General features: G+C 65.4%; 29 protein-coding genes and 1 tRNA gene. 19 read left to right on the top strand and 11 right to left on the bottom strand.

Annotated features, from left to right (window positions below):
• The first annotated feature begins 257 nt into the window (after positions 1-257).
• A tRNA-Met gene (locus tag LL253_RS16545) sits at positions 258-334 on the top strand.
• A 234-nt stretch (positions 335-568) separates the two neighbouring features.
• Here the strand turns inward: LL253_RS16545 and LL253_RS16540 are convergent.
• A complete protein-coding gene (locus LL253_RS16540) occupies positions 569-856 on the bottom strand; it encodes a BolA family protein (protein WP_228227886.1) in 288 nt (95 codons plus the stop codon).
• A 45-nt stretch (positions 857-901) separates the two neighbouring features.
• Here LL253_RS16540 and LL253_RS16535 point away from each other — a divergent pair, with 45 nt between their 5' ends.
• The 7 genes from LL253_RS16535 to LL253_RS16505 all read left to right on the top strand — a co-directional run bounded on the left by LL253_RS16535 (position 902) and on the right by LL253_RS16505 (position 7,553).
• The gene (locus tag LL253_RS16535) at positions 902-1,519 is read left to right on the top strand and encodes a J domain-containing protein (protein WP_228227885.1); all 618 of its coding nucleotides are present in this window, start codon (positions 902-904) and stop codon (positions 1,517-1,519) included.
• 64 nt (positions 1,520-1,583) lie between these two features.
• Positions 1,584-2,876, top strand: a complete 1,293-nt coding sequence (locus tag LL253_RS16530; protein ID WP_228227884.1) for an Hsp70 family protein — start codon at positions 1,584-1,586, stop codon at positions 2,874-2,876.
• Between the two features lie 87 nt (positions 2,877-2,963).
• Positions 2,964-3,971: a cobaltochelatase subunit CobS gene (cobS, locus tag LL253_RS16525; RefSeq protein WP_228227883.1), complete on the top strand. Its 1,008-nt coding sequence runs from the start codon at positions 2,964-2,966 to the stop codon at positions 3,969-3,971.
• 39 nt (positions 3,972-4,010) lie between these two features.
• Positions 4,011-4,433, top strand: a complete 423-nt coding sequence (locus LL253_RS16520; RefSeq protein ID WP_228227882.1) for an OsmC family protein — start codon at positions 4,011-4,013, stop codon at positions 4,431-4,433.
• Positions 4,430-5,206, top strand: coding sequence for a tyrosine-protein phosphatase (locus LL253_RS16515; RefSeq protein WP_228227881.1), 777 nt, complete (start codon positions 4,430-4,432; stop codon positions 5,204-5,206). The genes LL253_RS16520 and LL253_RS16515 overlap by 4 nt, the downstream gene beginning before the upstream one ends.
• Entirely contained in the window at positions 5,203-7,029 is a 1,827-nt protein-coding gene (gene cobT, locus LL253_RS16510; protein ID WP_228227880.1) for a cobaltochelatase subunit CobT, read from the top strand. The genes LL253_RS16515 and cobT overlap by 4 nt, the downstream gene beginning before the upstream one ends.
• Positions 7,030-7,082: 53 nt before the next feature.
• Complete coding sequence (locus LL253_RS16505; RefSeq protein ID WP_228227879.1) at positions 7,083-7,553, top strand: GreA/GreB family elongation factor; 471 nt, start codon at positions 7,083-7,085, stop codon at positions 7,551-7,553.
• Between the two features lie 70 nt (positions 7,554-7,623).
• Here the strand turns inward: LL253_RS16505 and LL253_RS16500 are convergent, their stop codons facing one another.
• The 3 genes from LL253_RS16500 to LL253_RS16490 all read right to left on the bottom strand — a co-directional run bounded on the left by LL253_RS16500 (position 7,624) and on the right by LL253_RS16490 (position 9,109).
• Positions 7,624-8,115, bottom strand: coding sequence for a Dps family protein (locus LL253_RS16500; protein ID WP_228222680.1), 492 nt, complete (start codon positions 8,113-8,115; stop codon positions 7,624-7,626).
• A 102-nt stretch (positions 8,116-8,217) separates the two neighbouring features.
• Positions 8,218-8,784 (bottom strand): TMEM165/GDT1 family protein, encoded by a 567-nt coding sequence (locus tag LL253_RS16495; RefSeq protein ID WP_009820354.1) that lies wholly within the window; start codon positions 8,782-8,784, stop codon positions 8,218-8,220.
• Positions 8,785-8,794: 10 nt separating this feature from the next.
• Positions 8,795-9,109 carry a hypothetical protein gene (locus LL253_RS16490; RefSeq protein ID WP_009820355.1) on the bottom strand — a complete coding sequence of 105 codons (315 nt, stop codon included), beginning with the start codon at positions 9,107-9,109 and terminating at the stop codon, positions 8,795-8,797.
• A gap of 188 nt (positions 9,110-9,297) precedes the next feature.
• On the opposite strand from LL253_RS16490, the gene rpmG reads away from it, so the two are divergent.
• Complete coding sequence (gene rpmG, locus LL253_RS16485; protein ID WP_007687342.1) at positions 9,298-9,465, top strand: 50S ribosomal protein L33; 168 nt, start codon at positions 9,298-9,300, stop codon at positions 9,463-9,465.
• A gap of 176 nt (positions 9,466-9,641) precedes the next feature.
• Here the strand turns inward: rpmG and LL253_RS16480 are convergent, their stop codons facing one another.
• Positions 9,642-11,507 (bottom strand): PhoX family protein, encoded by a 1,866-nt coding sequence (locus LL253_RS16480; RefSeq protein ID WP_009820356.1) that lies wholly within the window; start codon positions 11,505-11,507, stop codon positions 9,642-9,644.
• 144 nt (positions 11,508-11,651) lie between these two features.
• Positions 11,652-12,014: a response regulator gene (locus tag LL253_RS16475; protein WP_009820357.1), complete on the bottom strand. Its 363-nt coding sequence runs from the start codon at positions 12,012-12,014 to the stop codon at positions 11,652-11,654.
• Between the two features lie 62 nt (positions 12,015-12,076).
• On the opposite strand from LL253_RS16475, the gene LL253_RS16470 reads away from it, so the two are divergent.
• Genes LL253_RS16470 through LL253_RS16450 form a run of 5 tightly spaced genes read left to right on the top strand, consistent with a single transcriptional unit; the run spans position 12,077 to position 15,316 of the window.
• Entirely contained in the window at positions 12,077-12,376 is a 300-nt protein-coding gene (locus tag LL253_RS16470) for a DUF3572 family protein (protein WP_228227878.1), read from the top strand.
• On the top strand, positions 12,373-13,026 hold the full coding sequence (locus tag LL253_RS16465) for an HAD family hydrolase (protein ID WP_228227877.1): 654 nt from the start codon (positions 12,373-12,375) through the stop codon (positions 13,024-13,026). Before LL253_RS16470 ends, LL253_RS16465 begins: the two co-directional genes overlap by 4 nt.
• Positions 13,023-13,484 (top strand): RidA family protein, encoded by a 462-nt coding sequence (locus LL253_RS16460; protein ID WP_228222685.1) that lies wholly within the window; start codon positions 13,023-13,025, stop codon positions 13,482-13,484. Before LL253_RS16465 ends, LL253_RS16460 begins: the two co-directional genes overlap by 4 nt.
• On the top strand, positions 13,468-14,190 hold the full coding sequence (locus tag LL253_RS16455; protein ID WP_228227876.1) for a glycerophosphodiester phosphodiesterase family protein: 723 nt from the start codon (positions 13,468-13,470) through the stop codon (positions 14,188-14,190). Before LL253_RS16460 ends, LL253_RS16455 begins: the two co-directional genes overlap by 17 nt.
• The gene (locus tag LL253_RS16450; RefSeq protein ID WP_037542373.1) at positions 14,183-15,316 is read left to right on the top strand and encodes a GNAT family N-acetyltransferase; all 1,134 of its coding nucleotides are present in this window, start codon (positions 14,183-14,185) and stop codon (positions 15,314-15,316) included. Before LL253_RS16455 ends, LL253_RS16450 begins: the two co-directional genes overlap by 8 nt.
• 4 nt (positions 15,317-15,320) lie before the next feature.
• Here LL253_RS16450 and LL253_RS16445 read toward each other — a convergent pair whose 3' ends face one another.
• Positions 15,321-15,617, bottom strand: coding sequence for a hypothetical protein (locus LL253_RS16445; protein WP_228227875.1), 297 nt, complete (start codon positions 15,615-15,617; stop codon positions 15,321-15,323).
• A 266-nt stretch (positions 15,618-15,883) separates the two neighbouring features.
• Here LL253_RS16445 and LL253_RS16440 point away from each other — a divergent pair, with 266 nt between their 5' ends.
• The gene (locus LL253_RS16440) at positions 15,884-17,074 is read left to right on the top strand and encodes a multidrug effflux MFS transporter (protein WP_009820364.1); all 1,191 of its coding nucleotides are present in this window, start codon (positions 15,884-15,886) and stop codon (positions 17,072-17,074) included.
• 40 nt (positions 17,075-17,114) lie between these two features.
• Here LL253_RS16440 and LL253_RS16435 read toward each other — a convergent pair whose 3' ends face one another.
• Complete coding sequence (locus LL253_RS16435; RefSeq protein ID WP_009820365.1) at positions 17,115-18,695, bottom strand: amino acid permease; 1,581 nt, start codon at positions 18,693-18,695, stop codon at positions 17,115-17,117.
• Positions 18,696-18,826: 131 nt separating this feature from the next.
• Between LL253_RS16435 and pgeF the strand changes: the two genes are divergently transcribed.
• The gene (pgeF, locus tag LL253_RS16430; protein ID WP_228227874.1) at positions 18,827-19,588 is read left to right on the top strand and encodes a peptidoglycan editing factor PgeF; all 762 of its coding nucleotides are present in this window, start codon (positions 18,827-18,829) and stop codon (positions 19,586-19,588) included.
• Positions 19,589-19,595: 7 nt separating this feature from the next.
• Here pgeF and LL253_RS16425 read toward each other — a convergent pair whose 3' ends face one another.
• Genes LL253_RS16425 through hemC form a run of 3 tightly spaced genes read right to left on the bottom strand, consistent with a single transcriptional unit; the run spans position 19,596 to position 22,101 of the window.
• Complete coding sequence (locus LL253_RS16425; RefSeq protein WP_228227873.1) at positions 19,596-20,483, bottom strand: hypothetical protein; 888 nt, start codon at positions 20,481-20,483, stop codon at positions 19,596-19,598.
• Entirely contained in the window at positions 20,480-21,163 is a 684-nt protein-coding gene (locus tag LL253_RS16420) for a uroporphyrinogen-III synthase (protein ID WP_228227872.1), read from the bottom strand. The genes LL253_RS16425 and LL253_RS16420 overlap by 4 nt, the downstream gene beginning before the upstream one ends.
• On the bottom strand, positions 21,160-22,101 hold the full coding sequence (gene hemC, locus LL253_RS16415; RefSeq protein ID WP_228227871.1) for a hydroxymethylbilane synthase: 942 nt from the start codon (positions 22,099-22,101) through the stop codon (positions 21,160-21,162). Before hemC ends, LL253_RS16420 begins: the two co-directional genes overlap by 4 nt.
• Before the next feature lie 44 nt (positions 22,102-22,145).
• Between hemC and tsaD the strand changes: the two genes are divergently transcribed.
• The 3 genes from tsaD to LL253_RS16400 are packed head-to-tail and all read left to right on the top strand — an operon-like array spanning position 22,146 to position 25,717.
• Complete coding sequence (gene tsaD / locus LL253_RS16410; RefSeq protein ID WP_228227870.1) at positions 22,146-23,180, top strand: tRNA (adenosine(37)-N6)-threonylcarbamoyltransferase complex transferase subunit TsaD; 1,035 nt, start codon at positions 22,146-22,148, stop codon at positions 23,178-23,180.
• A gap of 13 nt (positions 23,181-23,193) precedes the next feature.
• Entirely contained in the window at positions 23,194-24,165 is a 972-nt protein-coding gene (locus LL253_RS16405; RefSeq protein WP_228227869.1) for an NAD(P)H-dependent glycerol-3-phosphate dehydrogenase, read from the top strand.
• A gap of 31 nt (positions 24,166-24,196) precedes the next feature.
• Positions 24,197-25,717: a lipopolysaccharide biosynthesis protein gene (locus LL253_RS16400; RefSeq protein ID WP_228227868.1), complete on the top strand. Its 1,521-nt coding sequence runs from the start codon at positions 24,197-24,199 to the stop codon at positions 25,715-25,717.
• The last annotated feature ends 5 nt before the right edge of the window (positions 25,718-25,722 follow it).

Below are 25,722 nucleotides of genomic sequence, written 5' to 3'. Positions count from 1 at the left end.
TGCGCCGATGGTACTGTGGCTCAAGCCCCGGAAGAGTAGGGCGTCGCCAGGCATTGAAGCTCGCGCTTTTGATACATTAAAACCCATTCACTTTGTTTGTTGGCCTCAGGCGCCGGCGGCCACATCCGTGGCCTTGGCTTCCGCGCCATAAGGGGCGACGGCCGGTCGGCCCCTTCGACTGCCTGCTTGCAGCAGGCGCTCAGGACAGGCTCGCGGAGACTGCGTCTCCGTCGCCCTGAACAACAAACCTCTGGTGCCGCGGGGTGGAGCAGTCCGGTAGCTCGTCAGGCTCATAACCTGAAGGTCACAGGTTCAAATCCTGTCCCCGCAACCAACATAACGGCAAAATCATCCCATCAAGCAAAAAGCCTGGTGGGCTCTTTGCCGTCCCCGTCCAAATGAGGGGGCGCATAAGCGGAAGGCCACAGCGCCAATTCCAACCTCCCCAAGCCCAAGCTACCACCGCCGCCAACTTTATCGCTGGTGGCCCTTTTGCCTTAACCGTCCGCGCATTTCGGAAGGGGGCGATAGCACGGCAAGCCAGTAGCCCGCCCTCCCGACCTCTCGGTCAGGCTTCGCCGGGTGCGCGTGCCTTGATCGCCAGGGCATGCACCTTGTCACGCAACAGGTCGGCCAGCGCCGCGTTCACCATCCGCTGCCGCGCGACCCGGCTCTGGCCCGTAAAGCGCTCCGCGATGATCTCGACGGTGAAATGGCTTTCGCCCGAGCCGTCATGGCCGGCATGACCGCGATGCTTTTCGCTGTCGTCGATGACGGCGAGATGCTCGGGCGACAGGGCGGCGCGCAGCCGCGCGTCGATTTCAATGGCGATCGGGCCTTTGAGGTCTGTGGTCATGTTTCCTATATAGTCCGCTTTGTCAGTCATGCCATCAGGACGATCTTGAGTAGCGAACCCTTTTCCAATCGTCGTTTCAACCGATTCCACGGCCGCGTGGAAAGTGGCCGCCCCTGCGCCGTGGAAGGCTGCGCCGAACCGGGCGAGTTTCGCGCGCCTGTGCCCGAAGGACAGCGTTCTGGCCATGAGGGACCGCAATGGCGCTGGCTGTGCCTAGATCATGTCCGCGCCTTCAACCAGGGCTATAATTTCTTCAGCGGCATGAGCGCGGAGGAAATCGCCGCTGCCCAGCGCCCCTATGCCGGATGGGAGCGGGAAACCCGCGCCTTTTCCAGCAAGGCCACCAGCCCGCCGCCGCGCTGGGCCGATTTTGCCGATCCGCTCGATGCCATCGGCGCGCGGTTCAAGGAACGCGTCGCCAAGGCGCGGGCTGACAGCCAGATGCGGCAGGACGGGCAGTTTCTGTCGCAGGAGGACCGGCGGCAGATGGCGGTGATGGACTTGCCGATCGACGCCGATCGCAAGGCGCTGCGCACCCGCTATACCGAGTTGTTGCGCCGCTTCCATCCCGATCATAATGGCGGCGACCGCAGTCATGAAAGCGCCTTGCAGGCGGTGATCGCGGCCTATGGCCATTTGCGCAAGGCGGCGGTGTTCAGCTGACGCTTGCGTGGGCGCAGGGCCGCTGCCATAGCCCCCGACCCTTCCTTCTTCGCGGAGACATAAGATGCAGCAGATGCCGCGTGCGCTGGGCCTGGATTTCGGCACGACCAATAGCGTGGTTGCGCTGGCCGGGGACGGGCAGTCGCAACTGGTGGACTTCGTCGGCGCGCGCGCGACGGGGGCGGTGTTCCGATCTGCGCTCTGTTTCTGGCACGACGAGGAAGCGAAGGGCGGTCTGGCGCATGAGGCCGGACCATGGGCGATCGCGGAATATATGGACTATCCAGAGGACAGCCGGTTCCTGCAATCCTTCAAGTCAGTGGCAGCCAGCCCGATCTTCGAAAGCGCGAGCGTGTTCGAGAAGCGGTTCCGGTTCGAGGAACTGGGCCAGATGTTTCTGGCGCGGATGACCGCCCATGCCGGCGGCGCGCTCGATGCCCGGCCAGAGCGGATCATCGTGGGCCGGCCGGTCGAATATGCGGGGTCGCGGCCCGATGAGGCGCTGGCGCGGCGGCGCTATGACGCAATGTTCGCGGGATTTGGCAGCGACATCTATTATGTGCATGAGCCGCTGGGCGCGGCGTTCAGCTATGCCAGCCGCCTCGACCGCGCGGCGACGATATTGGTGGCGGACTTTGGCGGCGGCACGAGCGACTTTTCGATCGTGCGGGTGGAAGCGCCGGGCGCGGCGCGGCGCGCGACGCCGCTGGGATCGACGGGCATCGGCATTGCCGGCGACCGGTTCGATTATCGCATCCTCGATCATCTGGTGCTGCCGATGTTGGGCAAGGGCGGCGGCTATCGCAGCTTTGGCAAGATGCTGGAGATACCGCGCAGCTACTTCGCGGATTTTGCCGACTGGTCGCGGCTGGCGCTGATGCGCAACCGGCGGACCTTAGACGAACTGGCGCGGCTGCAAAAGGCGGCGGACGATCCGGTGGCGATCGGGCGGATGATGACGGTCATCGAAAAGGAGCTGGGCTATCCGCTCTATGATGCGGTCGGCGCGCTCAAGCGTGCCTTGTCCTCGCAGGAGATGGCGACGTTCCGCTTTTCGGGCGGCGGGTTGGAGATTGAGGAGCAGGTGTCGCGCGACCAGTTCGAGACATGGATCGCGCCCGATATCGCGCGGATCGAGACGACAGTAGACGCGGCGCTGAAGAAGGCCGATGTCGCGCCCGACGCCATCGACCGCGTGTTCCTGACCGGCGGATCGTCGCTGATCCCCGCGATCCGCCGCATCTTTGGCACGCGCTTTGGTGAGGCGCGGCTGGCGAGTGGCGGGGAACTCACGTCGATCGCCCATGGTTTGGCCTTGATCGGGGAGGAAGCCAATTTGGCCCAATGGGCTGCTTGATCGGCGGCAGTCGAGGCCCCACTCTATCGACATGCCCTTTGCCTATGGGTTAGGGCGGACGTGACTCGCAGAAAGATGATGTGCCCGATGACCGACATTTCCAACGTCCAGCCCGACACGCGATCCGAAACGCTGATGGAAGCGCCCGATCGCGAAGTGGATGCGCGCGACATCTTCGGCATCGACGTCGACATGAAGATTCCGGCGTTCAGCCAGGCCGACGAACGCGTGCCCGACCTAGACCCCGCCTATGTGTTCGATCCCGACACCACGCTCGCGATCCTGGCCGGCTTTGCCTATAATCGGCGGGTCATGGTGCAGGGCTATCATGGCACCGGCAAGTCCAGCCATATCGAGCAGGTCGCCGCGCGCCTGAAATGGCCGTGCATCCGCATCAACCTGGACGCGCATATCAGCCGCATCGACTTGGTCGGGCGCGACGCCATCGTGCTCAAGGACGGCCAGCAGGTCACCGAATTCAAGGAAGGCCTGCTTCCCTGGTCGCTCCAGCGGCCGGTTGCGCTGGTGTTCGACGAATATGATGCGGGCCGGCCCGACGTCATGTTCGTGATCCAGCGCGTGCTGGAAACCGACGGCAAGATGACCCTGCTCGACCAGAATAGGGTGATCCGTCCCAATCCGCATTTCCGCTTGTTCGCCACCGCCAACACGGTGGGACTGGGTGACACGACCGGCCTCTATCATGGCACGCAGCAGATCAACCAGGGGCAGATGGACCGCTGGAACCTGGTGGTGGCATTGAATTATCTGCCCGCCGCGACCGAGGCGCAGGTGGTGCTGGCCAAGTCCGGCGAGTATGATCATGAAGGCGGCCGCAAGGAAGTCGAGGCGATGATCAAGGTCGCCGAACTGACGCGTCAGGGCTTCATCAACGGCGATATTTCGACCGTCATGTCGCCCCGCACCGTCATCAGCTGGGCGCAGAATGCGCTGATCTTCAAGAATGTCGGCTTCGCCTTCCGCCTGTCCTTCCTCAACAAATGCGACGAGGCCGAACGGGCGCTGGTCGCGGAATATTATCAGCGCGTTTTCGGCAAGGACCTGCCGGAAAGCGTTGCGAGCCGGGCGAACTGACCCTTCGCCCCGGCCCTAACCGGATCGGGAGAGCATGGCATGATCGTCGTCGAGAGAATCGATCCCCAGGGCGGGACCGCGCACCGGATTCACATTCGCGGGCATGAAATCGTCGCGGACATGTCCGCGCCCGATGGCCATGACGCCGGACCGGACCCGCATGACCTGTATGATGCGGCGCTGGGCGCGTGCAAGGCGATGACGATGCTCTGGTATGCGCAGCGTAACGACATTCCCGTAGAGGATATTCATGTCGGGGTGGTGCGCGACAACAGTCAGGAACGGCAAGGCCTCTACAAACTGACCACGCGCATCGCCGTTACCGGGCCGATGAGCGACGAGCAGCATGACAAGCTGATCGCGGTCGCCGCCAAATGCCCGCTGCACAAGCTGATGGCGGAGGTGGAGACGCAGATCGAGACGATCGCCGTGCCGCGTGTCGGTGATCCGGAGGGCGCGTGAACGCTGCGGCTGCCCTGACCGCGCTGCCGCTCGCCAGCGCCTTCAACCTGCGGGATTTTGGCGGCCATCGCACGTGCGACGGGCGGCAGGTGCGCACCGGCATGTTATATCGGTCAGGCACCATGGCGCTGCTGACCGACGCCGATGCCTACGCGCTGCGCGCGCTTAGCATCCGGGCCATTTGCGATTTTCGTCGGCCGAGCGAGCGGGTGGAGGAACCCACAAGCTGGCACGGGGATGAAGTCGATTATTTCTGCCGCGATTATAGCGAACAAAGCGGCGTGCTGAGCGAAATGTTACGGTCGGAGAGCGCTACGCCCGCCGACATGCATGACGCGATGGTGCGGGTCTATCGCGCCATCGCCACCGACCATGCCGACTCCTATCGGGCGATGTTCGCCCAGATGCTGGCCGGTCGGCTGCCGATCCTCATCAATTGCGCGGCGGGCAAGGACCGGACGGGCGTGGGCGCTGTGCTGGTCCTGTGGGCGCTGGGGGTGCCGCGCGCGGCGATCCAGGACGATTATCTGGCGACCAACGACCATGCCGACTGGACATGGCGACTGGCGCAAACAGAGTCGCGATTGACCCGCGCGCTGCGTGACCGGGCCGACGTCGTAGCCCCGATCTTGCGGGCGGATGCCGCCTATCTCGACGCGCTGTTCGACACGCTGGATCAGGAACATGGCGGTATCGACGCCTATCTGGCGCAGGTGCTGGGCGTCGATGCCGACGCGCGCGCGGCGTTGCAGGACGCTCTGGTGACATCATGACCGAACGGTCCCCAATCGACGCCTTCAAGGATGTGTTGTCGGGCGTTGCCCGATCGATCGCGCGCGACCTGGAGGTAGAGGTCGGCTTTACCGCCGATACGCCCCACGCCGTAGGCAAGGCGATCAAGGTGCCGACACCCGCGCGGGCGCTGCCCGCCGACCAGGTCGCGCTGGCGCGGGGCTTTGCCGATGCGTCGGCGCTCAAGCTGCGCTATCATGATGCAAGGGTTCATGCATCCTCCGCGCCCGGCGAAACGGTGGCGCGCGCGGTGTTCGATGCGGTCGAGCAGGCGCGGGTCGAGGCGATCGGGTCGCGATCCATGGCGGGGGTGCGCGCCAATTTGAACGAGGCGCTGGCGCTGCGGCTGAAATCCGACGCGATCCGCCGTGCGCGCTCGGCCGATGAAGTGCCGCTGTCGACCGCGTTGGCGCTCAAGGTGCGCGAACGGCTGACGGGGCAGGCGATCCCCAAGGACGCCGCGCCCGGCGTCGCCATGGTCGACCAGTGGATCGAGGACAAGGCGGGCGCCGACCTTGATTCGCTGATGCTGGCGATTGACGACCAGCGCGCCTTCCAGTCGCTGACGACGGCGATGCTGGAGCATCTGCAACTGATCGACGCCGATGTGCCGCCCGATACCGAAGAACCGGAATCGGACGAGGATGGCGAGGATCAGGAGGACCAGCAGGAAGAGGGCGAATCCGGCGAGGAGGAGTCGGGCGACAGCGACATGAACGCCGAAGCGCGCGCCGAGGACCAGGGCGGCGAGAGCGAGGAGGGCGAGAGCGAGTATAGCGACGACTTCGACGCCGACAGCGACGAAGGCGCCGACGATATGGGCGAGGAGGGCATGATGCCCGTGCGCCCCAATCGGCCCATGTCCGATATGCCGCCCGGATTCGATTATCAGGCCTATACAACGAAGTTCGATGAGATCGTCGCGCCCGAAGATCTGTGCGACGACGATGAACTGGCGCGATTGCGCGGGTTCCTCGATCAGCAACTGGTAAGCCTCCAGGGGGCGGTGACGAAGCTTGCAAACCGGTTGCAGCGTCGGTTGATGGCGCAGCAGTCGCGCAGCTGGGATTTCGACCAGGAAGAAGGGCTGCTGGACGCGGCGCGGCTGGCGCGGATCGTGATCGATCCCACGCGGTCGCTATCCTACAAGATCGAGCGCGACATGGAGTTTCGCGACACGGTCGTCACGCTGCTGATCGACAATTCAGGATCGATGCGCGGCCGGCCGATCAGCATTGCCGCGATCAGCGCCGACATCATGGCGCGCACGCTGGAGCGGTGCGGCGTCAAGACCGAGATATTGGGTTTCACCACCCGCGCCTGGAAGGGCGGTCAGGCGCGCGAGGACTGGCTGGCCGCCGGGCGGCCGCCGATGCCGGGCCGGCTCAATGACCTGCGCCATATCGTCTACAAAAAGGCGGACGATCCGTGGCGGCGGGCGCGCAAGAATCTGGGCCTGATGATGCGTGAGGGCCTGTTGAAGGAAAATATCGACGGCGAGGCGCTGCTGTGGGCGCATGGCCGGTTGATCGCGCGGCCCGAGGAACGGCGCATCCTGATGGTGATTTCCGATGGTGCGCCGGTCGACGACAGCACCCTGTCGGTCAACAGCGGCACCTATCTGGAGCGGCATTTGCGGCAGGTGATCGACTGGATCGAGAACCGGTCGCCGGTGCAATTGGTGGCGATCGGCATCGGCCATGATGTCACCCGCTATTATCGCCGCGCCGTCACCATCATGGACGCCGAACAATTGGGCGGGACGATGGTGGAACAGCTGGCCGGGCTGTTCGACGAGGATTGAGCGACCGGTACGGGTCGCTCTTCCACCCTGAAAATCTATTATTGGAGAGGCTGATGAGTGTCGCCTTCCGTCGTGAGAGCGACGATGAACATAAGGAACCCACGTTCGAAATTCCGATCCCCCCCGGCCCCAACTGGGTCACGGCGCGAGGAATGCGGCTGACGCGGGAAAAGGTTGCGGACCTGGAGGCCGTGGACAGCGGACCCATGGACGAGGACGCGGCCAAGAAGCATAAGCGGGAATTGCGCTACTGGCGCACCCGGCTGGCGACCGCGCAGCAGCAGCCGGCGCCCGATGGCGATGTGGTCGCCTTTGGCACCCGAGTGACCTATCGCCAGAGCGGGCAGGACAAGAGCGTCGTCTTCGTCGGCGATGACGAGGCCGACCCGCATGACGGGCGGATCAGCTTTTCGTCCCCGGTCGCGCGCGCGATGATGGACGCGGAGGTTGGCGAGAAGGTCGATTTCGCGGGCAAGGCGGATGCGATCGAGATTATCGGCATCGAGCCCGTAACGGAGGCGTGATCCGCCTTTTGCCGTCATGAAAAAGCCCGCCGGACAGCGTCCGGCGGGCTTTTTTGACTGGATGGAGCCGTTACGCGCCGCGCGCGGCTTCGAACAGGAACCAGGCGCGCTCCTCGGCCTGATCGGTCCAGTCGTCGACAATGCCTTCAGTGGCGTTGTCGCCGGCCTGTGTCGCGGCTTCCTTCACCGCGCGGAAGCTTTCCACCAGAGCGAGATTGTCGTCGCGCAGTTCCTTCAGCATGTCGGACGCATTGACGAAATCGGCGTCATTGTCCTTCACCGTCTGGTGGCGCGCAATATCGCCGATCGAGCGCAGCGTCGTGTTGCCGGTCTTGCGTACACGCTCGGCAATCGCGTCGGTGGTGCCCAGGATCTGGGTGGCCTGCTCATCGAACATCAGATGATAGTCGCGGAAATGGGGGCCAGAGACATGCCAGTGGAAATTCTTGGTCTTGAGATACAGGGCATAGCTATCCGCCAGCGCAGCGTTCAGCGCCTGTGCAACGGACTTGGTTTCGTTGCTCTTGAGATCGGTGGGTGTCTTGAGATCGGCAGCGGTCATGCGCAGTCCTCCTGTTCGTCAAAATTTGGTTTCGCACATATAATGATCGTTCCGCGCGTTAGTGCCATTTTTTCTGGCGATCAGCCTGAACGAAATTGTCGATCAGAGCAGCCCGGTCGCCGCCAGCGCCAGCCCCGCGCCGATCAGCAGCAGCATGCCCGCGCCGCTCCAGCGAATGGCGCGCACGGGCAGGATGGTGAGCAGTTGGGCGCGCAGCAGCACGACCGGCACCAGCGCGACAATGACGCCGATCGCACCCCCGATTCCCGCCAGCCACGGCTCGGCGGTGCGGGTGGCGATGCCTAGGATCAGGAATTGCGGGCCGTCGCCGAAGCCCAGGATGAAAAGGCCGAGCGCGGTGGTGAGGAACGGGCCGGTCGGCCAGCCATCCAATGTGTCGGGCGGCGACACGCGCCACATCAACCCGACGCCCAGGAACAGCGTCGCCAGCGCCAAGAAGAGCAGCCGGGCGTCGGCCCCCAGCATCGGGCCGATCCATGCGCCGGCGAAGGCGGAGATGGCGGCATTGGCGATCGCGGCGGCGACGATGCCGGCAATGACCGCGCCATTGCGGTCATAGCGGGTGGCGAGCGCCAGCACGAGCAACTGGCTCTTGTCGCCGATTTCCCCCAGCAGGCAGCCGAGCAGGGCGGTCAGCAGGGCGTCCATGGCGCGCGCCTCAGGCGCGCAGGGGCACGACGGCGGCGCCCATGGGCGCGGGTATCATCGGGGGCAGGGCGTGCGCGCCGATGGCCTCCCGCATCCGGTCGAGATAGGAGAGGACGACAGGACCAAGACCATGGAGCGACAGGGCGCTTTCGAGCGTGCCGGCCAGCCCTTCGACCTCATCCAGGTGGAAGGCGCGGGCGATATGGCGGATCTGGTCGACTTCGTCATGCAGACGCAGCGCCGACACATGGCCCCGTTCGCCCGCCAGGCTGTCGACGCGGCGCATGAGGTCCGCCTGGATCGCCATCATCGGGTCATGCCGCATGTTCGTTACTCCCATCCCTTGGCCTGCCATGATAGGATCGGGACCGTTAAAGCCGCGTAAAGCCTGTATGTCGATGCGCCTCAGCCTTGACAGCGAACCGAATCTGTTCCATGGGGCACCGCTGAAACGGGGTGGTCCGACACGGGCCGCTTTTCTTTTTACGCATTTTACGACCAGGGAATAGGGCCATGGCCAAGCCGGCAACCGTCAAGATCCGTCTCGTCAGCTCGGCTGACACTGGCTTCTTCTACGTGACGAAGAAGAATCCGCGCACCAAGACCGAGAAGCTGAGCTTCCGCAAATATGATCCGGTCGTGCGCAAGCATGTCGAATTCAAGGAAGCCAAGATCAAGTAAGCTGCTGCGGACCTCGACGGTCCGCGCGTTTGATCGCAGGTTTTTCCGATGCAAAAGGCCCGCCCTGAGAAGGGAGCGGGCCTTTTGCCGTTTCACGATGGTCCCGCCACGGGGGTGTCAAAAAAAGGGCGCTTCCTTGCGGAAGCGCCCCTTCTGATCACGTCTATCGGGTCGGCTTAGTTGCCGATCGGCGTCGCGTCGCTGCGGCGCACGACGATGGTCGACGAGCGCGGCTCTTTGCCATCGACCGGCCAGTTGCCGGTGGGATGCTGAATGTTGATGAAGAAGTTCGTCAGGTCGGGCGTGTAGGCAAGGCCGGTGATCTCACAGCCTTCCGGACCAACCAGGAAGCGCATCGATTTCTTGGATTCCTGGTCGATGTAGAACATCGCATTTTGACCGAAAATATCCTCGATGCTGGTATTGGGTTTGCCCGACGTGCCGGGAACCGAGTGATCGGTCTGAACCCACAGACGACCTTGCGGGTCGATGCGGATGCCATCAGGGCTGGAGAAGGTGTCGCCGTTGATATCACCTTCCAGATTATCGCCAAAGCCCGCCAGTTCCGGGTCGCCCGCCAGCAGGAAGATTTCCCAGCTGAACGTGGTGGCGAGCGGCGAATCGCCTTCTTCCTTGAACTTGATGATGTGGCCGTGGCGGTTGCGGGTCCGGGGGTTGGCCGCGTCGGTGGTCGCGCGGCTGCTATTGTTGGTCAGCGTGACGAAGATCGCGCTGTTGTCGGGTGCGACCGTGATCCATTCCGGGCGGTCCATGACGGTGCCGCCAGCAACGCGCGCGGCCGAGATGGTGTTGATCAGCACCTGCGCCTGGTTGGTGAAGTCGACCGTCGTGGGTTCGGGCGGCGTGGTGAACTGGCTGACATTGCCCGGATCGGACGCGCCGGCGGTCAGGCCGTTCTGTCCCTGGACCAGGGCGCGCCATTCGCCGGTGCCATCGCCATTGAAGCGCGCGACATAGAGCGTGCCACGGTCGAGCAGGTCGGTGTTCGCCGCGCGGTCGCTGCTGCTATAGGCGCGGTCGCACACGAATTTGTAGATGCAGCCCGGGGTGCCGTCATGCCCCATGTAGAAGGCGACGCGGCGGTCGCTATTGGCCATATAGGCGACATTTTCATGGTCGAACCGGCCGAGCGCGGTGCGCTTGGTGGGGGCTGCCAGTTCCTGATAAGGGTCGATTTCGACCACCCAGCCGTAATTTTCCTCCGGCTGCGTGGGATCGAGATAATTGTCGGTGGTTTCCTCGCAGGTGAGGTAGGTGCCCCAGGGGGTGCGGCCCGACGAGCAGTTGTTGAGCATGCCCTTGATCGTGCCAGACAAGAGGCCCGAAGCGGGGCCGCTGGCCTTGTAGCTGCTGTTGCCCGTGTAGCGCTTGTTATATTTGGAATCGGCCTTCACCGACCAGCTGCCATCCGACGCCTTGGCGACTTCGACCACGCCGATGCCGACGGCCGAGAGGGCCAGCGCCTTCTGCGCGGCGGTGGCCGTGTCGGCGTCATAATCGCCATCCATCAGGATGTTGAAATCGGGATATTCGAAATTGATCGCGAGCAGGCCACCGCTGTTGGCGTCGGTGCCCGACAGCTCGAAATATTCCATGCCGTCATGGTTGCCGCCGGCCCATTTTTCGGCCTGATCGGGGGTGGGATAGGCGTCGGCATAAGCGGTGCCGGGCTCGATCGAATCGCCGGCCTTCAGCAGCACCTGGACGGTGTAGCCGGTGGGCACGGTGACGGTGTCGTTCATATTGGCGGCGACCGGCGCGAAGGTGATGCCGTAGCTGGGGGCCGGCGTGGGCGTCGGAGTGGGGGTCGGCGTCGGGCTGCTGCTGTCGTCGTCATCATCGTCGCAGGCCGCGAGCGCGCCGAGCATCGGCAGGATCGACAGGCCAAACAGGCCGTTTTTCAGAACGGTGCGGCGCGCCGGATTGGCGGCGACGATCGCCTCCAGGCTGTTATCGCCCAAATCGATGGTCGGCTGCGCGGCGCGGGTGCGCGCCCGCGCCTCGTCGGTCAGATGAGACATGAATCTACCCCTGTGGTGCAGGCTGTCGGCGAAAGGCCGCGCCATGGCGCAAGGGGTTGGCAGAGCGGTATGACGGCCGGGCTTCTGAACGAAGTCTTTGAAATGAAAGCTTCGTGACGCTGCGGTGACAGGCTGTCAGCCGGGTCAGAGCAGGGCGTTCACCTGCTCGACGAAGCGCAGCACCGATATCGGCTTGGACACATAGGCGTCTGCGCCCGCGCCGCGAATCCGGTCTTCGTCGCCATGGCCCGCATAGGCGGTGACGGCCATGATCGGCACATGCGACAGGCGGGCGTCCGCTTTCAGCGAGAGGATGAGGTCAAAGCCGCTGACATGGGGCAGGTGGATATCGGTGATGACCAGGTCGGGCAGGAACGCGCCCGCCTCTCGCAGCACGTCGCGCCCGTCGCGCAGCGGCAGCACGTCATGGCCGTGGGCGCGCAGCAGATCGCAAAAAAGTTTGAGATTAAGTTCGTTGTCCTCGACAACGAGCACGCGCTTTGTCACCAGTCACCCGCAATTCACCTGTGAAGCGCGCCCCGCCCGCTTCCCCGCCAGAAGGCCCTATCATGCGACCCGACAGCCCGAATCGCAAGCCGGATAGCAGCGCTACGGATGCGCAGGATCCCGCGCTGCTGGCGCTGCTGGCGCTGGGCTGGATACTGGCGGATGGCGCGCGAGCGGACCGGTTGCTGGCGCTTACCGGCATGGATGCCGATACGCTGCGCGCGAGCGTTGGCGAGCCGCAGGTGCTCGCCGCCGTGCTGGGCTTCCTGGCCGACCATGAGCCCGATCTCATCGCCTGCGCGCAGGCGATCGACACCAGCCCCGCCGCGCTGATCGCGGCGCAGGAGAGACTGATCCGATGACGCGACCCCTGATCATCACCGATTGCGACGAAGTGCTGCTGCACATGGTCGTCCCCTTCCGCCATTGGCTGGACAAGACGCATGACGTGCATTTCGATATGCATGACCGCAGCTTTGCCGAGGCGCTGCGCCACAAAGATAGCGGCGAGCCACTGGAACGCGAACTGGTCTGGCAGTTGCTCGTCGGCTTTTTCGACACTGAAATGCACCGGCAGGCGCCGATCGCGGGCGCGGTGGACGCGCTGCTGCGTCTGTCGCGCGTCGCCGATATCGAGGTGCTGACCAATATCGGCGAGCGCCACCATCAGCAGCGGATCGCGCAACTGGCCGCATTGGGACTGGATTTTCCGGTCCACTGGAATCAGGGCGGCAAGGGCCGGCCGTTGGCCGACATCGTTGCCGATCGTCAGCCCAGCATCGCGCTGTTCATCGATGATTTGGCCGAACATCATCATTCGGTCGCGACGCATGCGCCCGATGTGTGGCGGCTGCACATGGTCGGCGAGGCAGAAATCGCTGCCGGCGTTCCCGCCGCGCCTTATGCCCATGCCCGGATCGACGATTGGGTCGCGGCCGAGGCGTGGATCATGCAAAGGCTGGCGCAGGGGCCGGCCCCCAAGGATATCGTTACTACAGGAGCCATGTCATGAGCATCGACGCCCGCCTTGCCGAACTCGGCATCACCTTGCCCCAGGCCGCAGCGCCGGTCGCCGCCTATGTCCCCACCGTGGAGGCCAATGGCCTGCTGCACATCAGCGGCCAGATCGCGCTGGCGCCCGATGGCCTGATGACCGGACGGCTGGGCGAGGACCGCGACCTGGACTATGGCGTTGCCGCCGCGCGAGTCTGCGGCCTCAACCTTATCGCCCAGATGAAGGCGGCGCTGGGTTCGCTCGACCGGGTGGAGCGCATCGTGAAGCTGGGCGCCTTCATCAGCAGCGCGGCCGACTTTACCGACCAGCCAAAGGTCGCCAACGGTGCGTCGGAACTGATGGTCGATGTCTTTGGCGACGCGGGCAAACATGCGCGCAGCGCCGTGGGCGTGCCCGTGCTGCCGCTGGGCGCGGTGGTCGAAATCGACGCGATCGTCCTTGTCCGGCCGGCCTGACACGGATGTCCTGACCGCACGGCCCTTTGCCCATCGCGGGCTGCACGGAAACGGCGCGAGCGAGAATGGGATGGCGGCGTTCCGGGCCGCCATCGCCGCTGGCCATGGCATCGAATGCGATGTGCGGATCAGCCGCGACAGCGTCGCCTTCGTCTTTCATGACGACGATCTTGGGCGGATGACGGGACGTGCGGGGCCGATCGCGGATCAGGATGGCGCGCAGCTTGACGGAGCGCGGTTGCCCGACGGCGGCGCTGTTCCGCGCCTGTCGGACTTGCTGGCGCTGTGCGACGGAATGACGCCGCTGCTGGTCGAGATCAAGACGAACGGTTGGCGCGTCGCCAAGATCGCGGCGGCGGTTGCGCAGGACCTGGACGCATGGCCGAATGCGCCGGTGGCGGTCATGGCGTTCAATCCGCTGGTGCTCCGCTGGTTTGTCCTACAGCGACCGCGACAACTGCGCGGATGGGTGGTGAGTCAGCAGAATAAGGGGCTGATGCGCCGATGGGCCGAGCGCGCCCTTGCACTTTGGCTGGCGAAACCCGATTTTCTGGCCTGTGACATTCGCGATCTGCCTTCCCCCTTTACCGCGCGGATGCGCAGCCGGGGCGTGCCCGTGCTGAGCTGGACGGTCCGCACCCCGGACGATCAGGCGCGCGCGGCGCGTCACGCCGATCAGATCATCCATGAGCTTGGCCGTGGCTGAGGTGATCGCGCGTGTCGCGAACGGTGTCGCGGAGTTGCCCCAGGATCAATGGGATGCCTGCGCCGGGGCGGACAATCCATTCGTCAGCTGGCACTTCCTGAGCGCGCTCGAACGATCCGGAAGCGTTGGGGGAGCGAGCGGCTGGCAGCCCCTGCCGCTGGTGATCGACGATGCCGATGGACAGATGGCCGCCGCCGCGCCGCTCTATGCCAAGAGCCACAGCCAGGGCGAATATGTGTTCGACCAGGGCTGGGCCGACGCATGGGAGCGGGCGGGTGGCCGCTATTACCCCAAGATCCAGCTTGCCGCGCCCTTTTCCCCCGTACCCGGTCCGCGCCTATTGCTGCGCGATGGGGCGATGGCGCCGGGCCTCATCGCCGGGATCGAGACGCTGGTCGAACGCAACGGGTTGTCATCGGCGCACGCCACCTTCGTCGCGCCGGACCAGGTGCCGCTGTTCGAGGCGAATGGATGGCTGATCCGTGAGGACAGTCAGTTTCACTGGACCAATCGCGGCTATGGCGACTTCGATGATTTCCTGGCCGAGCTGTCGAGCGAGAAGCGCAAGAATATTCGCAAGGAACGCCGCCGTGCGGTGGAAGGGCTGGATATTATTCACCTGACCGGGGGCGACCTGACCGAAGCGCATTGGGATATTTTCTGGGAATTTTATCAGGATACGGGCGCGCGCAAATGGGGGCGGCCCTATCTGACCCGCGATTTCTTTTCGATCCTGGGCGAGACGATGGCCGACAGGCTGTTGTTGATGCTGGCGCTGCGCAATGGCGCGCCGATTGCCGGTGCGCTCAACCTGATTGGCGGCAATACACTTTATGGCCGCTATTGGGGCTGCGTCGAGGACGTGCCCAACCTGCATTTCGAACTCTGCTATTATCAGGCGATCGACGTGGCCATTGCGCGCGGGCTACCCCGGGTGGAAGCCGGAGCGCAGGGCGGGCACAAGCTGGCGCGCGGCTATGCGCCCGAACCGACATGGTCGGCCCATTATATCCCCAATGCCAGCTTCCGGCGCGCGGTGGCCGGATTTCTGGAGGCCGAACGGGAAGAAGTGCAGCGCGACCGGCAATGGCTGGCGCAGCGAACCCCGTTTCGCAAGGGCGGTTAGAGCATCAGGCGGCGCGGGCCTGGCGCGGCGCGATCAGCGCGCGGGCCTGGCGCTGTGCTTCGGCGATCTGGCGCGCTGTCATTTCCTCTGCGATTTCCGCGCGCATCGACTGGCCCTGCTGGCTGCCGCGCATCGCGGCGAGGTTGAACCATTTATGCGCTTCGACGAGGTCGATGGGCAGGCCGCCGATTCCGCAGCTATAGGCGACGCCAAGGTCAAAACAGTCGTCCGCCGATCCATAGGCCGCCCGCGACATCCGAGCTTCCATCAAAAATTGCGCGCTTTTGAAACTGTTACCCATGAAACCAACCCCCTGTCCTGTCGCTAAAGCAAAATGTGACCCTTTGGTTTGTACGTTGCGTGCATCATGGCGATGGACCCGATAAAAAATGGTTAACGGGTTATTTGCCATATATGGCGTGCTGACGGGACGGGCGCATCGGATAGCCTTTTGGGGTGGCGTGGGCGACGCTTAATCCCCATAGCCGCGGCATGATCCCATCATCCCCTTCATCGCCCCCCCGCGACATTCATTTCCGGGAATTCGTGCTGCTATGCGCGTGCCTGATGGCGATGAACGCCCTGTCGATCGACCCGATGCTGCCCGCGCTCCCTGCGATCGGGCGCGACCTGGCCATTCCGCAGCCCAATGACCGGCAACTGATCATCAGTGTCTATTTCATGGGGCTGGGCATCGGATCGCTGCTGTTCGGCGTTCTGTCCGATCGATTCGGGCGCAAGATGGTGCTGGGCAGCGCGATGGCGATGTTCATTGCGTCATCCGTCCTATGCGCCAGCGCGCAAAGCTTCGTCATGATGCTGGCGGGCCGCGGCTTTGCCGGCTTCTTTGCCGGCGCCAGTCGGGTCATTACCGTGAGCATCATTCGCGATCGGTTCCGCGGCGACGCGATGGCGCGTGTCATGTCGCTGATTTTTGCCGTATTCATGCTGATCCCCGTGATCGCACCCAGCTTCGGCCAGGCGATATTATGGGTGGCGCCGTGGCGATGGATTTTCTGGGTGCTGGTGATATTGGCCAGCCTGATCCTGGTCTGGATGCTGGCGCGGATGCCCGAGACACTGGCGATGGAGAACCGCACGCGGATCACCGTGGGGGGGCTGATGGCGACCATCGGCGTGGTCCTGCGCACGCGCAGTTCGATCGGCTATATGCTGGCGAGCGGGGTGGTGATGGGCGGGCTGATCGGGTTCATCCTGTCGGTGCAGCAGATTTTCTTCGACGTGTTCGATGCAGCGACCATCTTCCCGATCGGCTTTGCCACCATTGCCGGCTGCATGGGGGTCGGCAGCCTGATCAACAGTCGCCTGGTGCAGCGCTTTGGCGCGCGTCGCATGAGCCAGACCGCACTGATCGCCTTCTGCCTGATCGCTGCGATTCATCTGGCCGTGATCCTGAAGGGGTGGGAAACGCTGGCCACGTTCGTCGCGCTTCAGTCGCTCACCATGCTGACGGTCGCCTTCACGGCCGCCAATTTCAGCGCCATTTCGATGGAGCCGTTCCACAAGGGCGCGGGCGTTGCTTCATCCTTTCAGGCGTTTTTGACGACGGCTGTGTCGGCCGCGCTGGGCAGCCTGGTTGGCCGGGCGTTCGATGGCACGACATTGCCCTTTACCCTAGGATTGCTGGTGTTCGGGGTTCTGTCTTTCCTGATCGTGGTCTGGGCCGAGCGGGGAAAGCTCTTCACTCGCCCCAATCTGGCCGCGCTGCGTGACCCTGTTGAGTCGGTAGGGCGCTGAAACGAAAACGGGGCGGTTTCCCGCCCCGCTTCAGTCTGGATCAGGCGTCCTTTCCGCCCGGCGTCGGCGCGCCCGGCAGCGGCGGTACCGGCTGCGGGGGTACGGCAGCGTCGTCCTCCGCCACGTCGACGATACCCCGGCCCACATGGCTGCGGTTGCGGCTATAGGCGAAGTAGACGATCAGGCCGATCGTGGCCCAACCCACGAACATCAGCTTGGTGTCGCTGCCCAGGCTCCAGAACAGATACATGCACCCGATGATCGCGATGGGCGCTGTGACCATGATCGCAGGCGTGCGGAAAGGCCGCTTGCGCGTCGGGTCGGTCCGGCGCAGCACCATGACCGCGATCGACACGGCGGCAAAGGCGAAAAGCGTGCCGGAATTGGAGATGTCCGCCAGGATGCCGACCGGGAAGAAAGCGGCGAACAGCGCGACGAAGATGCCGGTCAGGATGGTGATGACATGCGGCGTCTTGTAGACCGGATGCACCTTCGAGAAGAAGTCGGGCAGCAGGCCATCGCGGCTCATGACGAAGAAGATGCGGGTCTGGCCGAACATCATCATCAGGATGACTGAGGGCAGCGCCAGGCCGGCGGCGAGGCCGAGCAGGTTGCCGATCTGGGGCCAGCCGATTTCACGCAGGGTCCAGGCCAGCGCCTCCTTTGAACAGGTGACGGCTTCTGTTCCGGCCTTGGCCAGCGCGGCGCACTGCGCGGACAATTCGGTGGAGCCGGGCGCCAGCGCGATGCCGCCCTGCGCGATCGGGATGTTGCCGGCCGTTACGGGCTGGGCGCCTACGGTGCCGATGACGCCGGCGGCGACCAGCATGTAGAAGACGGTGCAGATGGCGAGCGAGCCGATAAGGCCGATCGGCATGTTGCGCTGGGGATTCTTGGTTTCCTCAGCCGCGGTCGACACTGCGTCGAAGCCGACATAGGCGAAGAAGATGGAAGCCGCAGCCGCCGAAATGCCGGCAAAGCCGAGCGGCGCGAAGGGCGAGAAACCGTCCATGTTCATGACCGGCACCGACAAGATGATGAACAGCGTCAGCGCCGCCACCTTGATCGCGACCAGCACGGCGTTGACGGTCGCGCTTTCCTTCGTGCCGATGACGAGCAGCCAGGTAACGAGCGCGGCGATCAGCATGGCTGGCAGGTTGACGATGCCGCCGTCATAAGGCCCGCGCGTCAGGATATTGGGTATGTCCATCTGGAACGTATGTTCGATGAGGCCCACGACATAGCCCGACCAGCCCACCGACACGGCGCCGGCGGCGACCGCATATTCCAGGATCAGCGCCCAGCCGACCATCCAGGCGATGACTTCCCCCATCACCGCATAGCTGTAGGTATAGGCCGATCCGGACACCGGGACCATCGCGGCCATTTCCGCGTAACAGAGCGCCGCCACGGCACAGACGAAGCCGGCAATGACAAAGGAGAGCATCATGCCCGGCCCCGCCTTTTGCGCGGCTTCGGCGGTCAGCACGAAAATGCCGGTGCCGATGACCGCGCCGATGCCCAGCATGGTGAGCTGAAAGGCCCCCAGGGACCGATGCAGTGATTTCTTTTCCGCCGTCGCCAATATGGCGTCGAGAGGCTTTACGCGCCCGAATATCATGAGATTATTGTTCCCTTAGCCCGGAACGCCGATCGGCGAACCCCTTTTGCCTATGGGAAGGGCAGACTATCGCCTAATCTGCTGCGCGCAAGTATGTTGCGCGGTCATGACAGGAAAGGCACAAGGGCGCCATGGTTGAATTGATAAAGGCGCCGCTGCTCGATGCCGTTCCCCACGGCTTTGCCGGGCGGCGGGGCGGCGTGTCCGGCGGCATTTATGCGGGCCTCAATGTCGGGCTGGGGTCGGAGGATGATCCTGATGCGATTGTGCGCAATCGCGATCTGGCGCGCGATGCCGTCCTGCCGGGCGCTGCATTGGTCACGGTGCGGCAAGTGCATTCGGCGCGCGCGGAGACGGTGACAGCGCCTTTCGCCATGGACGCCCGGCCGGAGGCGGACGCGATCGTCACTGACCGGCCGGGGCTGTTGCTGGGCATATTGACCGCCGACTGCGTGCCTGTGCTGTTTGCCGATCCGGCGGCGGGCGTGGTGGGGGCGGCCCATGCCGGGTGGAAAGGCGCAATCGGCGGCGTTACCGACGCGACGCTGGCGGCGATGGAGGCGCTGGGCGCGGCGCGGGCGCGGATCGTGGCGGCGATCGGCCCGTGCATCGGCCGCGCCTCCTATGAGGTGACGGACGATTTCGCGCATCGCTTCGAGGAGCAGGACGCGGGCAATGCGCGCTTCTTTTCGGCAGGCAAGCCCGGCCATCTGCAATTCGACATCGGCGGCTATGTCGCGGCGCGACTGGCGGCGGCGGGTGTGGTGCGGGTCGCGGTGCTGGACGAGGATACCTATAGCCAGCCGGACCGCTTCTTCAGCTATCGCCGCGCCTGTCATCGGGGCGAGCCTGGCTATGGCCGGCAGATGTCGATGATCGGACTGCCGGCGTAGAGACGGATCAGGGCGCGAGCGGCGAGGTTTGCGCGACCGGCGCGCCTTCGCTGCTGCGCAAGGTCCGCGGTTCCAGGATCGCCGCCGTTTCGATGAGGTCCAGTGCCCGGCGCGCTTCCATGTAGCGGCGGGCCATCTGTACCCATTTTTCCGCGACCGCCCGGCCAGGCATATGTTCGACCTGCGCCAGCGCCGCGCTGACGCGGCCGCCGTCGAGATAGCGCATCGCGCGATCATAGGCGGCCTCGGGACGCGGTGAGGGCGCATCGGCCTTGCGAATGGTGACAAGTTCGCGCGCTTCATGTTCCAGCGCGTCCCACCAACTGGCGCTGGCCGGCGGCTTGACCAGCGCATTACCGATATTGGCAAGGCCCGCGCCCAGATCGGCGAGCGTCACCGGTTCGCGCGCCGCGTTGATGATGGTGGCGACGGCACGCGGTTGTGCCTGGCCGAAGCGCAGCCGTAATTGCCCCTCAATATAGCCGAGCGGACCGCCATTATCGAGCGCGCGCCGTGCGGCGAAGGCGACCAGCAGTCCTTCGGCGCGGGCTGCGTTGGCGGATGCGGCCTGCGCCTCCACCGTGATGCGGGTGAGCCTTTCTTCCAGTTGCACCACGCGCCCGTCGAGCATTTGAGCGCTATCGTTCGAGAGCGGGCGCGGGGTGGCAGCGGGCAGGCTGGCGCGGGGGGTGGGGGTTGCGGTTTTCTGGCTCTGCGTCCGCCCCCAGCGGCTCTGGATCTGCGGCCAGGCCCAGACGGTCAGGCCCACCCCCAGCGCAAAGGCCAGAAGCGTAAGGATCAGCAGCGGCAGAAGGCTGCGCCGCCGCGCCGGCGCAGGCGAAACTGTGCCGGCATCCACGCTGTCGCCATCCATGCTGACCCGTTCGTCTGTCATTGCTGCTGTCCTTCGCACAAAGCGCGGGCAAGAGCCAGCATCTCGTCATCATCGGGCCGCAGCGGACAAGCGGCGCTGGCCCAGCCATTGCCACAGGCGGCCAGCACGTTGGCGCTGATCGCGATCAGGTGCAGCGCGCCGCGCCGGGCTTGCGGCATCTGCGCTGCCAGTTGTTCGCCCGCGCGCGGCGAGTGAACCAGCAGGATCGCGCCCGGCATTGCTGCCGCAATCAGCGCCGGATCGGACGGAAGCGCGGCCATATGATAGACGGCGATGCGGGTGATGGCGAGCGGACCGGCCTCGATCAGCGCGACGGTCGTGCCGGCAATGTGGAGCACGCGGCGATGCCCGTCCCGCGCGATCCGCGCGGCGATGGCGCTGCCGTCCTTGTCGCCCGCCGCCACATCGTCCCAGCCCGCGGCATGAAGGGCATCGGCCGTGGCCTGGCCCACGGCATAGGTCGGCAGGCCGCGATACGCCTTCAGCGCGGGACCGGCGCAGCGCGCACCATTGGCGCTGGTCAACAGCAGCGCGTCGAAATCCTGTACCGGGGGAGCAGGCCAGTCCAGCGTTTCCGGCGCGAACAGCGGATGGACCACAGGCGACAGGCCAAGCTGCCGCGCCCTCTCTGCGGTGCGATCGGCGCCCGGCTGGGGCCGCAGGATGAGGATGCGGCTCACGCCTCGAACAGGGCGCGCAGGGCCGGGCTGGCGCGGTCGAGCAGCGCGCGGCCCAGCGCTTCGCCCGCATCCAAGTCGCCGCATGCCAGGCGCAGATTCTCGCTGACCGTTTCCTGCCCGTCCGGGCTGATGATCTCGGCGCGCAGCATCAGATCGTCGCCGTCGACCAGCGCGAGCGCGGCGATGGGTGAATGGCAGGTGCCGCCCAGGCCGCGCAGCACGGCGCGCTCCATCATGACGGTGTCGAACGTGTCGCGATGATTGATCGCCGCCACGGCTTCGATGACAGGCGCGTTGCCGGCCAATATTTCGATGCCCACGGCGCCCTGCGACGGGGCGGGCAGCATCGTGTCGACCGGGATGATCGTGCCGACATTGCCCTGGTCCAGCCGGTCGAGACCGGCCGCCGCGAGCAGGGTCGCATGCACCTCCCCCGCCGCCAGCTTCGCCAGCCGTGTCGCGACATTGCCCCGGAACAGCGTGATGGTGGCGTCCGGGCGCAGCCGCTTGACCTGCGCGCCGCGTCGCGGCGAACTGGTGCCGACGATCGGGTTGGGAGGCAAGGCGTCAAAACTGGACGCGCCTATCAGCTTGTCGCGCGGGTCGGCGCGCGGCAGCATCGCGGCGATATGAAATATGTCATGCCGGACGGTTTCCACATCCTTCATGCTATGGACGGACAGGTCGGTTTCGCCGGCGACCAGCGCGCGGTCCAACTCCTTGGTCCAGAGCGCCTTGCCGCCGATATCGGCGAGCGCACGGTCCTGTATCCGGTCGCCGCTGGTCTGGACGGTGACGATCTTGATCGCGTCGGCGCTCCAGCCATGCGCGGCGATCAGCGCCTGCGCGGTCAGGCGCGCCTGCGCCAGCGCCAGCGGCGATCCCCTGGTGCCCAGGCGCAGCGGTCGGCCAAAGTCGCTTTGTGGGGTGAAAAGCATATCCGGCTTGCTCTAATGACCAGCGGCATTAGATGGAAGCGGCAATGACCATCATTCTGGGCCTGGAATCGAGCTGCGATGAAACCGCAGCGGCGCTGGTGACGGCCGATGGACGCATTTTGGCGCATCGCCTCGCGACGCAGGAGGAGGCGCATCGCCCCTATGGCGGCGTCGTGCCCGAAATCGCCGCGCGCGCCCATGTCGAGGCGCTCAGCCCCCTGATCGAAGCCGCGCTGGCCGACGCGAAGATGACGCTGGCCGATGTGGACGTGATCGCCGCGACCGCCGGGCCGGGCCTGATCGGCGGAGTGATGGTCGGCCTCGTCACCGGCAAGGCGCTCGCCCATGCGGCCGGCAAGCCGCTGGTCGCGGTCAACCATCTGGAGGGGCATGCGCTCTCGCCCCGGCTGGCCGATCGGACGCTGCAATTTCCTTATCTTCTGCTGCTGGTGTCGGGCGGCCATTGCCAGTTGCTGCATGTGAAGGGGCCGGGCGACTATGCGCGGCTAGCCACCACGATCGACGATGCGGCGGGCGAGGCGTTCGACAAGACAGCCAAGCTGCTGGGCCTTGGTTATCCCGGCGGGCCGCTGATCGAGAAGGCGGCGGCCATGGGCAATCCCAAGGCGGTGCCCTTGCCCCGGCCGCTGGCCGGCACGGCGGAGCCGCATTTTTCCTTCGCGGGCCTCAAAAGCGCTGTGATGCGCGCGGTTCAATCCGGCCACTATGCGACCGAGGATATCGCGGCATCCTTCCAGCAGGCGGTGATCGATTGCCTGGTTGATCGGACGCGACGGGCGTTGGGCGAAAGCGCGGGCGTCACCGCGCTGGTCGTCGCCGGGGGCGTCGCCGCCAATCAGGCGATCCGCGCCGCGCTCGAAGATTTGGCCGCCGCCCATGACCTGCCCTTCGTCGCGCCGCCGCTGTGGCTGTGCACCGACAATGCGGCGATGATCGCCTGGGCAGGCGCGGAACGCTATGCTGCCGGCATGGTCGATGACCTGAGCGTTCCGGCCCGGCCGCGCTGGCCGCTCGACCCGGCGGCGGAAAAGGCGCGCGGCGCCGGTGTCAAGGCATGAGGGGCGTAAAGGCATGAAGGCGGGAGTCATCGGCGCGGGCGCATGGGGCACGGCGCTGGCGCAATTGCTGGCCAGCGATCGCCAGAATGTGGTGCTGTGGGCGCTGGAACCCGATGTGGTGGAAGCAATCAACGCCAGCCATCAAAATCCGCTCTACCTCGCCAATATCCCGCTATCGCCTTCGGTCCGGGCGACTGGGTCGATGGGCGACCTTGCCGCCTGTGAGATGCTGCTGGTGGTCAGTCCCGCCCAACATCTGCGCGCCGTGGTCTCGCAGGCCCCGGCGGGGGTGCCATTGGTGTTATGCTCGAAGGGGATCGAGGCGGGCAGCAGCCTGCTCATGTCGGAAGTCGCGGCGCAGGCGCAGCCGGATTCGCCCATAGCGGTGCTGTCCGGTCCGACCTTTGCCCATGAGGTGGCGAAGGGGCTGCCGACCGCCGTCACTTTGGCGTGCGAGGATCGGGATCTGGGCCAGCGCCTTGCCGCGCGGATCGCGCGTCCGTCCTTCCGCCCCTATCTGTCCGACGATGTCATCGGCGCGGAGATTGGCGGCGCGGTCAAGAATGTGCTCGCCATCGCCTGTGGTGTCGCGGAGGGCGCGGGGCTTGGCCTCAATGCCCGCGCGGCGCTGATTTCGCGGGGCTTTGCCGAAATGACGCGCTTTGGCCTGGCGCGTGGCGCGCGGGCCGAAACGCTGGGTGGGCTGTCGGGACTGGGCGACCTTGTGCTGACCTGCTCGTCCACCAATTCGCGCAATTTCTCGCTCGGCAAGGGGCTGGGCGAGGGGGCGAGCGCGGCAGAGCTGTTGTCCAACCGCCGGACCGTGGCCGAAGGCGCGCATACCGCCCCGGTGCTGCGCGACGCAGCGCGCGCGGCGGGAGTCGAAATGCCGGTGGTGGAGGCGGTCTGCGCCCTGCTGTCCGAGGCCGCACCATTATCCGATGTAATCGACGCGCTGCTTGCGCGGCCGTTGCGACCCGAATAAAGCGCCCCGTGCCCACATCCCTTTCCCCGTCATGACGCCGGCCGAACCGCCGCTGACCGCGACCGACCGGTCCTTGCCCGATGACCGGGACGATATCGCCGCGCTGGCGAAGGGTGGGCGGACGAATATCTTTGGCTTCCTGCTGCGGCTGGCGGCGCGGCTTCCGTTTCTGTTCATCGCGGGTCGCTGGTATGGCGCAGATGCGCTCGGCCGTTTCGCTTATGCCGTGCTGGTGGTGGAATTCATCGCCCAGATCGCGACGCTGGGCCTCAAGCGCGGCCTCGCCGGCGCGCTCGCCCAAACCGAGCGGCCGCATAATCATGTCGTTGCCGACGCGATGCTGGTGACGTTCCTGGCGTCGTTGCTGGGCGCGGCGATCCTGATCGCTTTTCCGCAGGCTATGTTCCCCAACAGCAGCATCAACGGGCTTGATCGGTTGCTGGCGCTGGTGGTGATCGGGGTTGCAGGGTCCGATGTGGCGCTCGCTGCCTGCGCCTATCGGTTCGACATTGGCGCGACCGTGCGGGCGCGGTCGATCATCGAGCCTTGGGCGATCAGCATCGGCGCCTTTGCCTTTGCCTTTTATTCGACCCGCGACGGCCTGATCCTGTCCTATGCCGTGTCGATGATCGCTGCGCTGGTGGCGTCGATCATCCCGCTGATGCGCCATTATGGCGTGCCGCGCGGCTGGCGGCCCGATGGTGGCCGACTGTGGCGGTTGGCGCGGCGCAACCTGCCGCTGGCGGCGGCCGACGGCGTCGAATGGGGATCGCGCCGGCTCGACATGGCGATATTGGGCCTGTTCGTCAGCCCGGCGGTGATCGGCATCTATTATGTAGCGCAGCAGGTCGCGTCGCTGCCGCAAAAGCTCAAGACCAGTTTCGACCCGATATTGGGGCCGGTCATCACCCGCAATCTGGCGGAAAACAACCTGGCCGCCATCGCCAAGCAGGTGAGCCAGGTCGGTTTCTGGATCATCGCGGCGCAGGCGGGGATTGCGCTGGCGCTGGGCATTCCGGGTGAAGCGGTGATGGGGCTGGTGGGACCGCATTTCGTCGGGGGGACCGGCGCGCTCGCCTTCCTGCTGCTGGCCGAAGTGGTGGCGGCGACGGCGGTGGTGAGCGAATCGGCGCTGGTCTATATCGCCCGGCACCGCAACCTTATGATTTCGCTGGTGATGATCGTGTGCCAGGCGGCGCTCAGCTTCGCGCTCATCCTGCTCGCCCGGCAGATGGAGCTGCCGGGCCTGTGGGTGGCGGCGGCACCGGCGCTGGCGCTGTGCTTGGCGCTGGCGCTGGGTGCATTGGTGAAGGCGCGGCTGCTTTCGCGGCTGCTCGGCGCGCCGATCAACGCCTGGCGCTGGCCGCTGCTGAGCGCGGCGGGGGTCGCTTGCATCGTGGGGGCGGGCTTCGTTGCCCTGCCACCACGGTTCGAATGGGTCGAGCTGGCGGTCGGCGTATGGGCGATATTGGGGGCCTATGCGCTGGTCATCTGGCGCTGGGGCTTTGGCCCCGATGACCGCGCGCTGTTCCGCAAGCAGAAGGCGGGCTGACCCAG

It is taken from the genome of Sphingobium soli (genome assembly GCF_020782245.1).
GTDB lineage: Bacteria > Pseudomonadota > Alphaproteobacteria > Sphingomonadales > Sphingomonadaceae > Sphingobium > Sphingobium soli.
This window is presented reverse-complemented; position numbering and strand designations above follow the sequence as displayed.

Excerpts from the sequence above, each read along its gene's own strand:
- hemC (WP_228227871.1), bottom strand. The coding sequence starts at position 22,101 with ATGCTTTTCACCCCACAAAGCGACTTTGGCCGACCGCTGCGCCTGGGC.
- LL253_RS16530 (WP_228227884.1), top strand. The coding sequence starts at position 1,584 with ATGCAGCAGATGCCGCGTGCGCTGGGCCTGGATTTCGGCACGACCAAT.
- tsaD (WP_228227870.1), top strand. The coding sequence starts at position 22,146 with ATGACCATCATTCTGGGCCTGGAATCGAGCTGCGATGAAACCGCAGCG.
- LL253_RS16540 (WP_228227886.1), bottom strand. The coding sequence starts at position 856 with ATGACCACAGACCTCAAAGGCCCGATCGCCATTGAAATCGACGCGCGG.
- LL253_RS16465 (WP_228227877.1), top strand. The coding sequence starts at position 12,373 with ATGACGCGACCCCTGATCATCACCGATTGCGACGAAGTGCTGCTGCAC.
- cobS (WP_228227883.1), top strand. The coding sequence starts at position 2,964 with ATGACCGACATTTCCAACGTCCAGCCCGACACGCGATCCGAAACGCTG.
- LL253_RS16405 (WP_228227869.1), top strand. The coding sequence starts at position 23,194 with ATGAAGGCGGGAGTCATCGGCGCGGGCGCATGGGGCACGGCGCTGGCG.
- LL253_RS16460 (WP_228222685.1), top strand. The coding sequence starts at position 13,023 with ATGAGCATCGACGCCCGCCTTGCCGAACTCGGCATCACCTTGCCCCAG.
- pgeF (WP_228227874.1), top strand. The coding sequence starts at position 18,827 with ATGGTTGAATTGATAAAGGCGCCGCTGCTCGATGCCGTTCCCCACGGC.
- LL253_RS16435 (WP_009820365.1), bottom strand. The coding sequence starts at position 18,695 with ATGATATTCGGGCGCGTAAAGCCTCTCGACGCCATATTGGCGACGGCG.
- LL253_RS16425 (WP_228227873.1), bottom strand. The coding sequence starts at position 20,483 with ATGACAGACGAACGGGTCAGCATGGATGGCGACAGCGTGGATGCCGGC.
- LL253_RS16480 (WP_009820356.1), bottom strand. The coding sequence starts at position 11,507 with ATGTCTCATCTGACCGACGAGGCGCGGGCGCGCACCCGCGCCGCGCAG.
- LL253_RS16440 (WP_009820364.1), top strand. The coding sequence starts at position 15,884 with ATGGCGATGAACGCCCTGTCGATCGACCCGATGCTGCCCGCGCTCCCT.
- LL253_RS16490 (WP_009820355.1), bottom strand. The coding sequence starts at position 9,109 with ATGCGGCATGACCCGATGATGGCGATCCAGGCGGACCTCATGCGCCGC.
- LL253_RS16500 (WP_228222680.1), bottom strand. The coding sequence starts at position 8,115 with ATGACCGCTGCCGATCTCAAGACACCCACCGATCTCAAGAGCAACGAA.
- LL253_RS16445 (WP_228227875.1), bottom strand. The coding sequence starts at position 15,617 with ATGGGTAACAGTTTCAAAAGCGCGCAATTTTTGATGGAAGCTCGGATG.
- LL253_RS16495 (WP_009820354.1), bottom strand. The coding sequence starts at position 8,784 with ATGGACGCCCTGCTGACCGCCCTGCTCGGCTGCCTGCTGGGGGAAATC.
- LL253_RS16470 (WP_228227878.1), top strand. The coding sequence starts at position 12,077 with ATGCGACCCGACAGCCCGAATCGCAAGCCGGATAGCAGCGCTACGGAT.
- cobT (WP_228227880.1), top strand. The coding sequence starts at position 5,203 with ATGACCGAACGGTCCCCAATCGACGCCTTCAAGGATGTGTTGTCGGGC.
- LL253_RS16400 (WP_228227868.1), top strand. The coding sequence starts at position 24,197 with ATGACGCCGGCCGAACCGCCGCTGACCGCGACCGACCGGTCCTTGCCC.
- LL253_RS16505 (WP_228227879.1), top strand. The coding sequence starts at position 7,083 with ATGAGTGTCGCCTTCCGTCGTGAGAGCGACGATGAACATAAGGAACCC.
- rpmG (WP_007687342.1), top strand. The coding sequence starts at position 9,298 with ATGGCCAAGCCGGCAACCGTCAAGATCCGTCTCGTCAGCTCGGCTGAC.
- LL253_RS16520 (WP_228227882.1), top strand. The coding sequence starts at position 4,011 with ATGATCGTCGTCGAGAGAATCGATCCCCAGGGCGGGACCGCGCACCGG.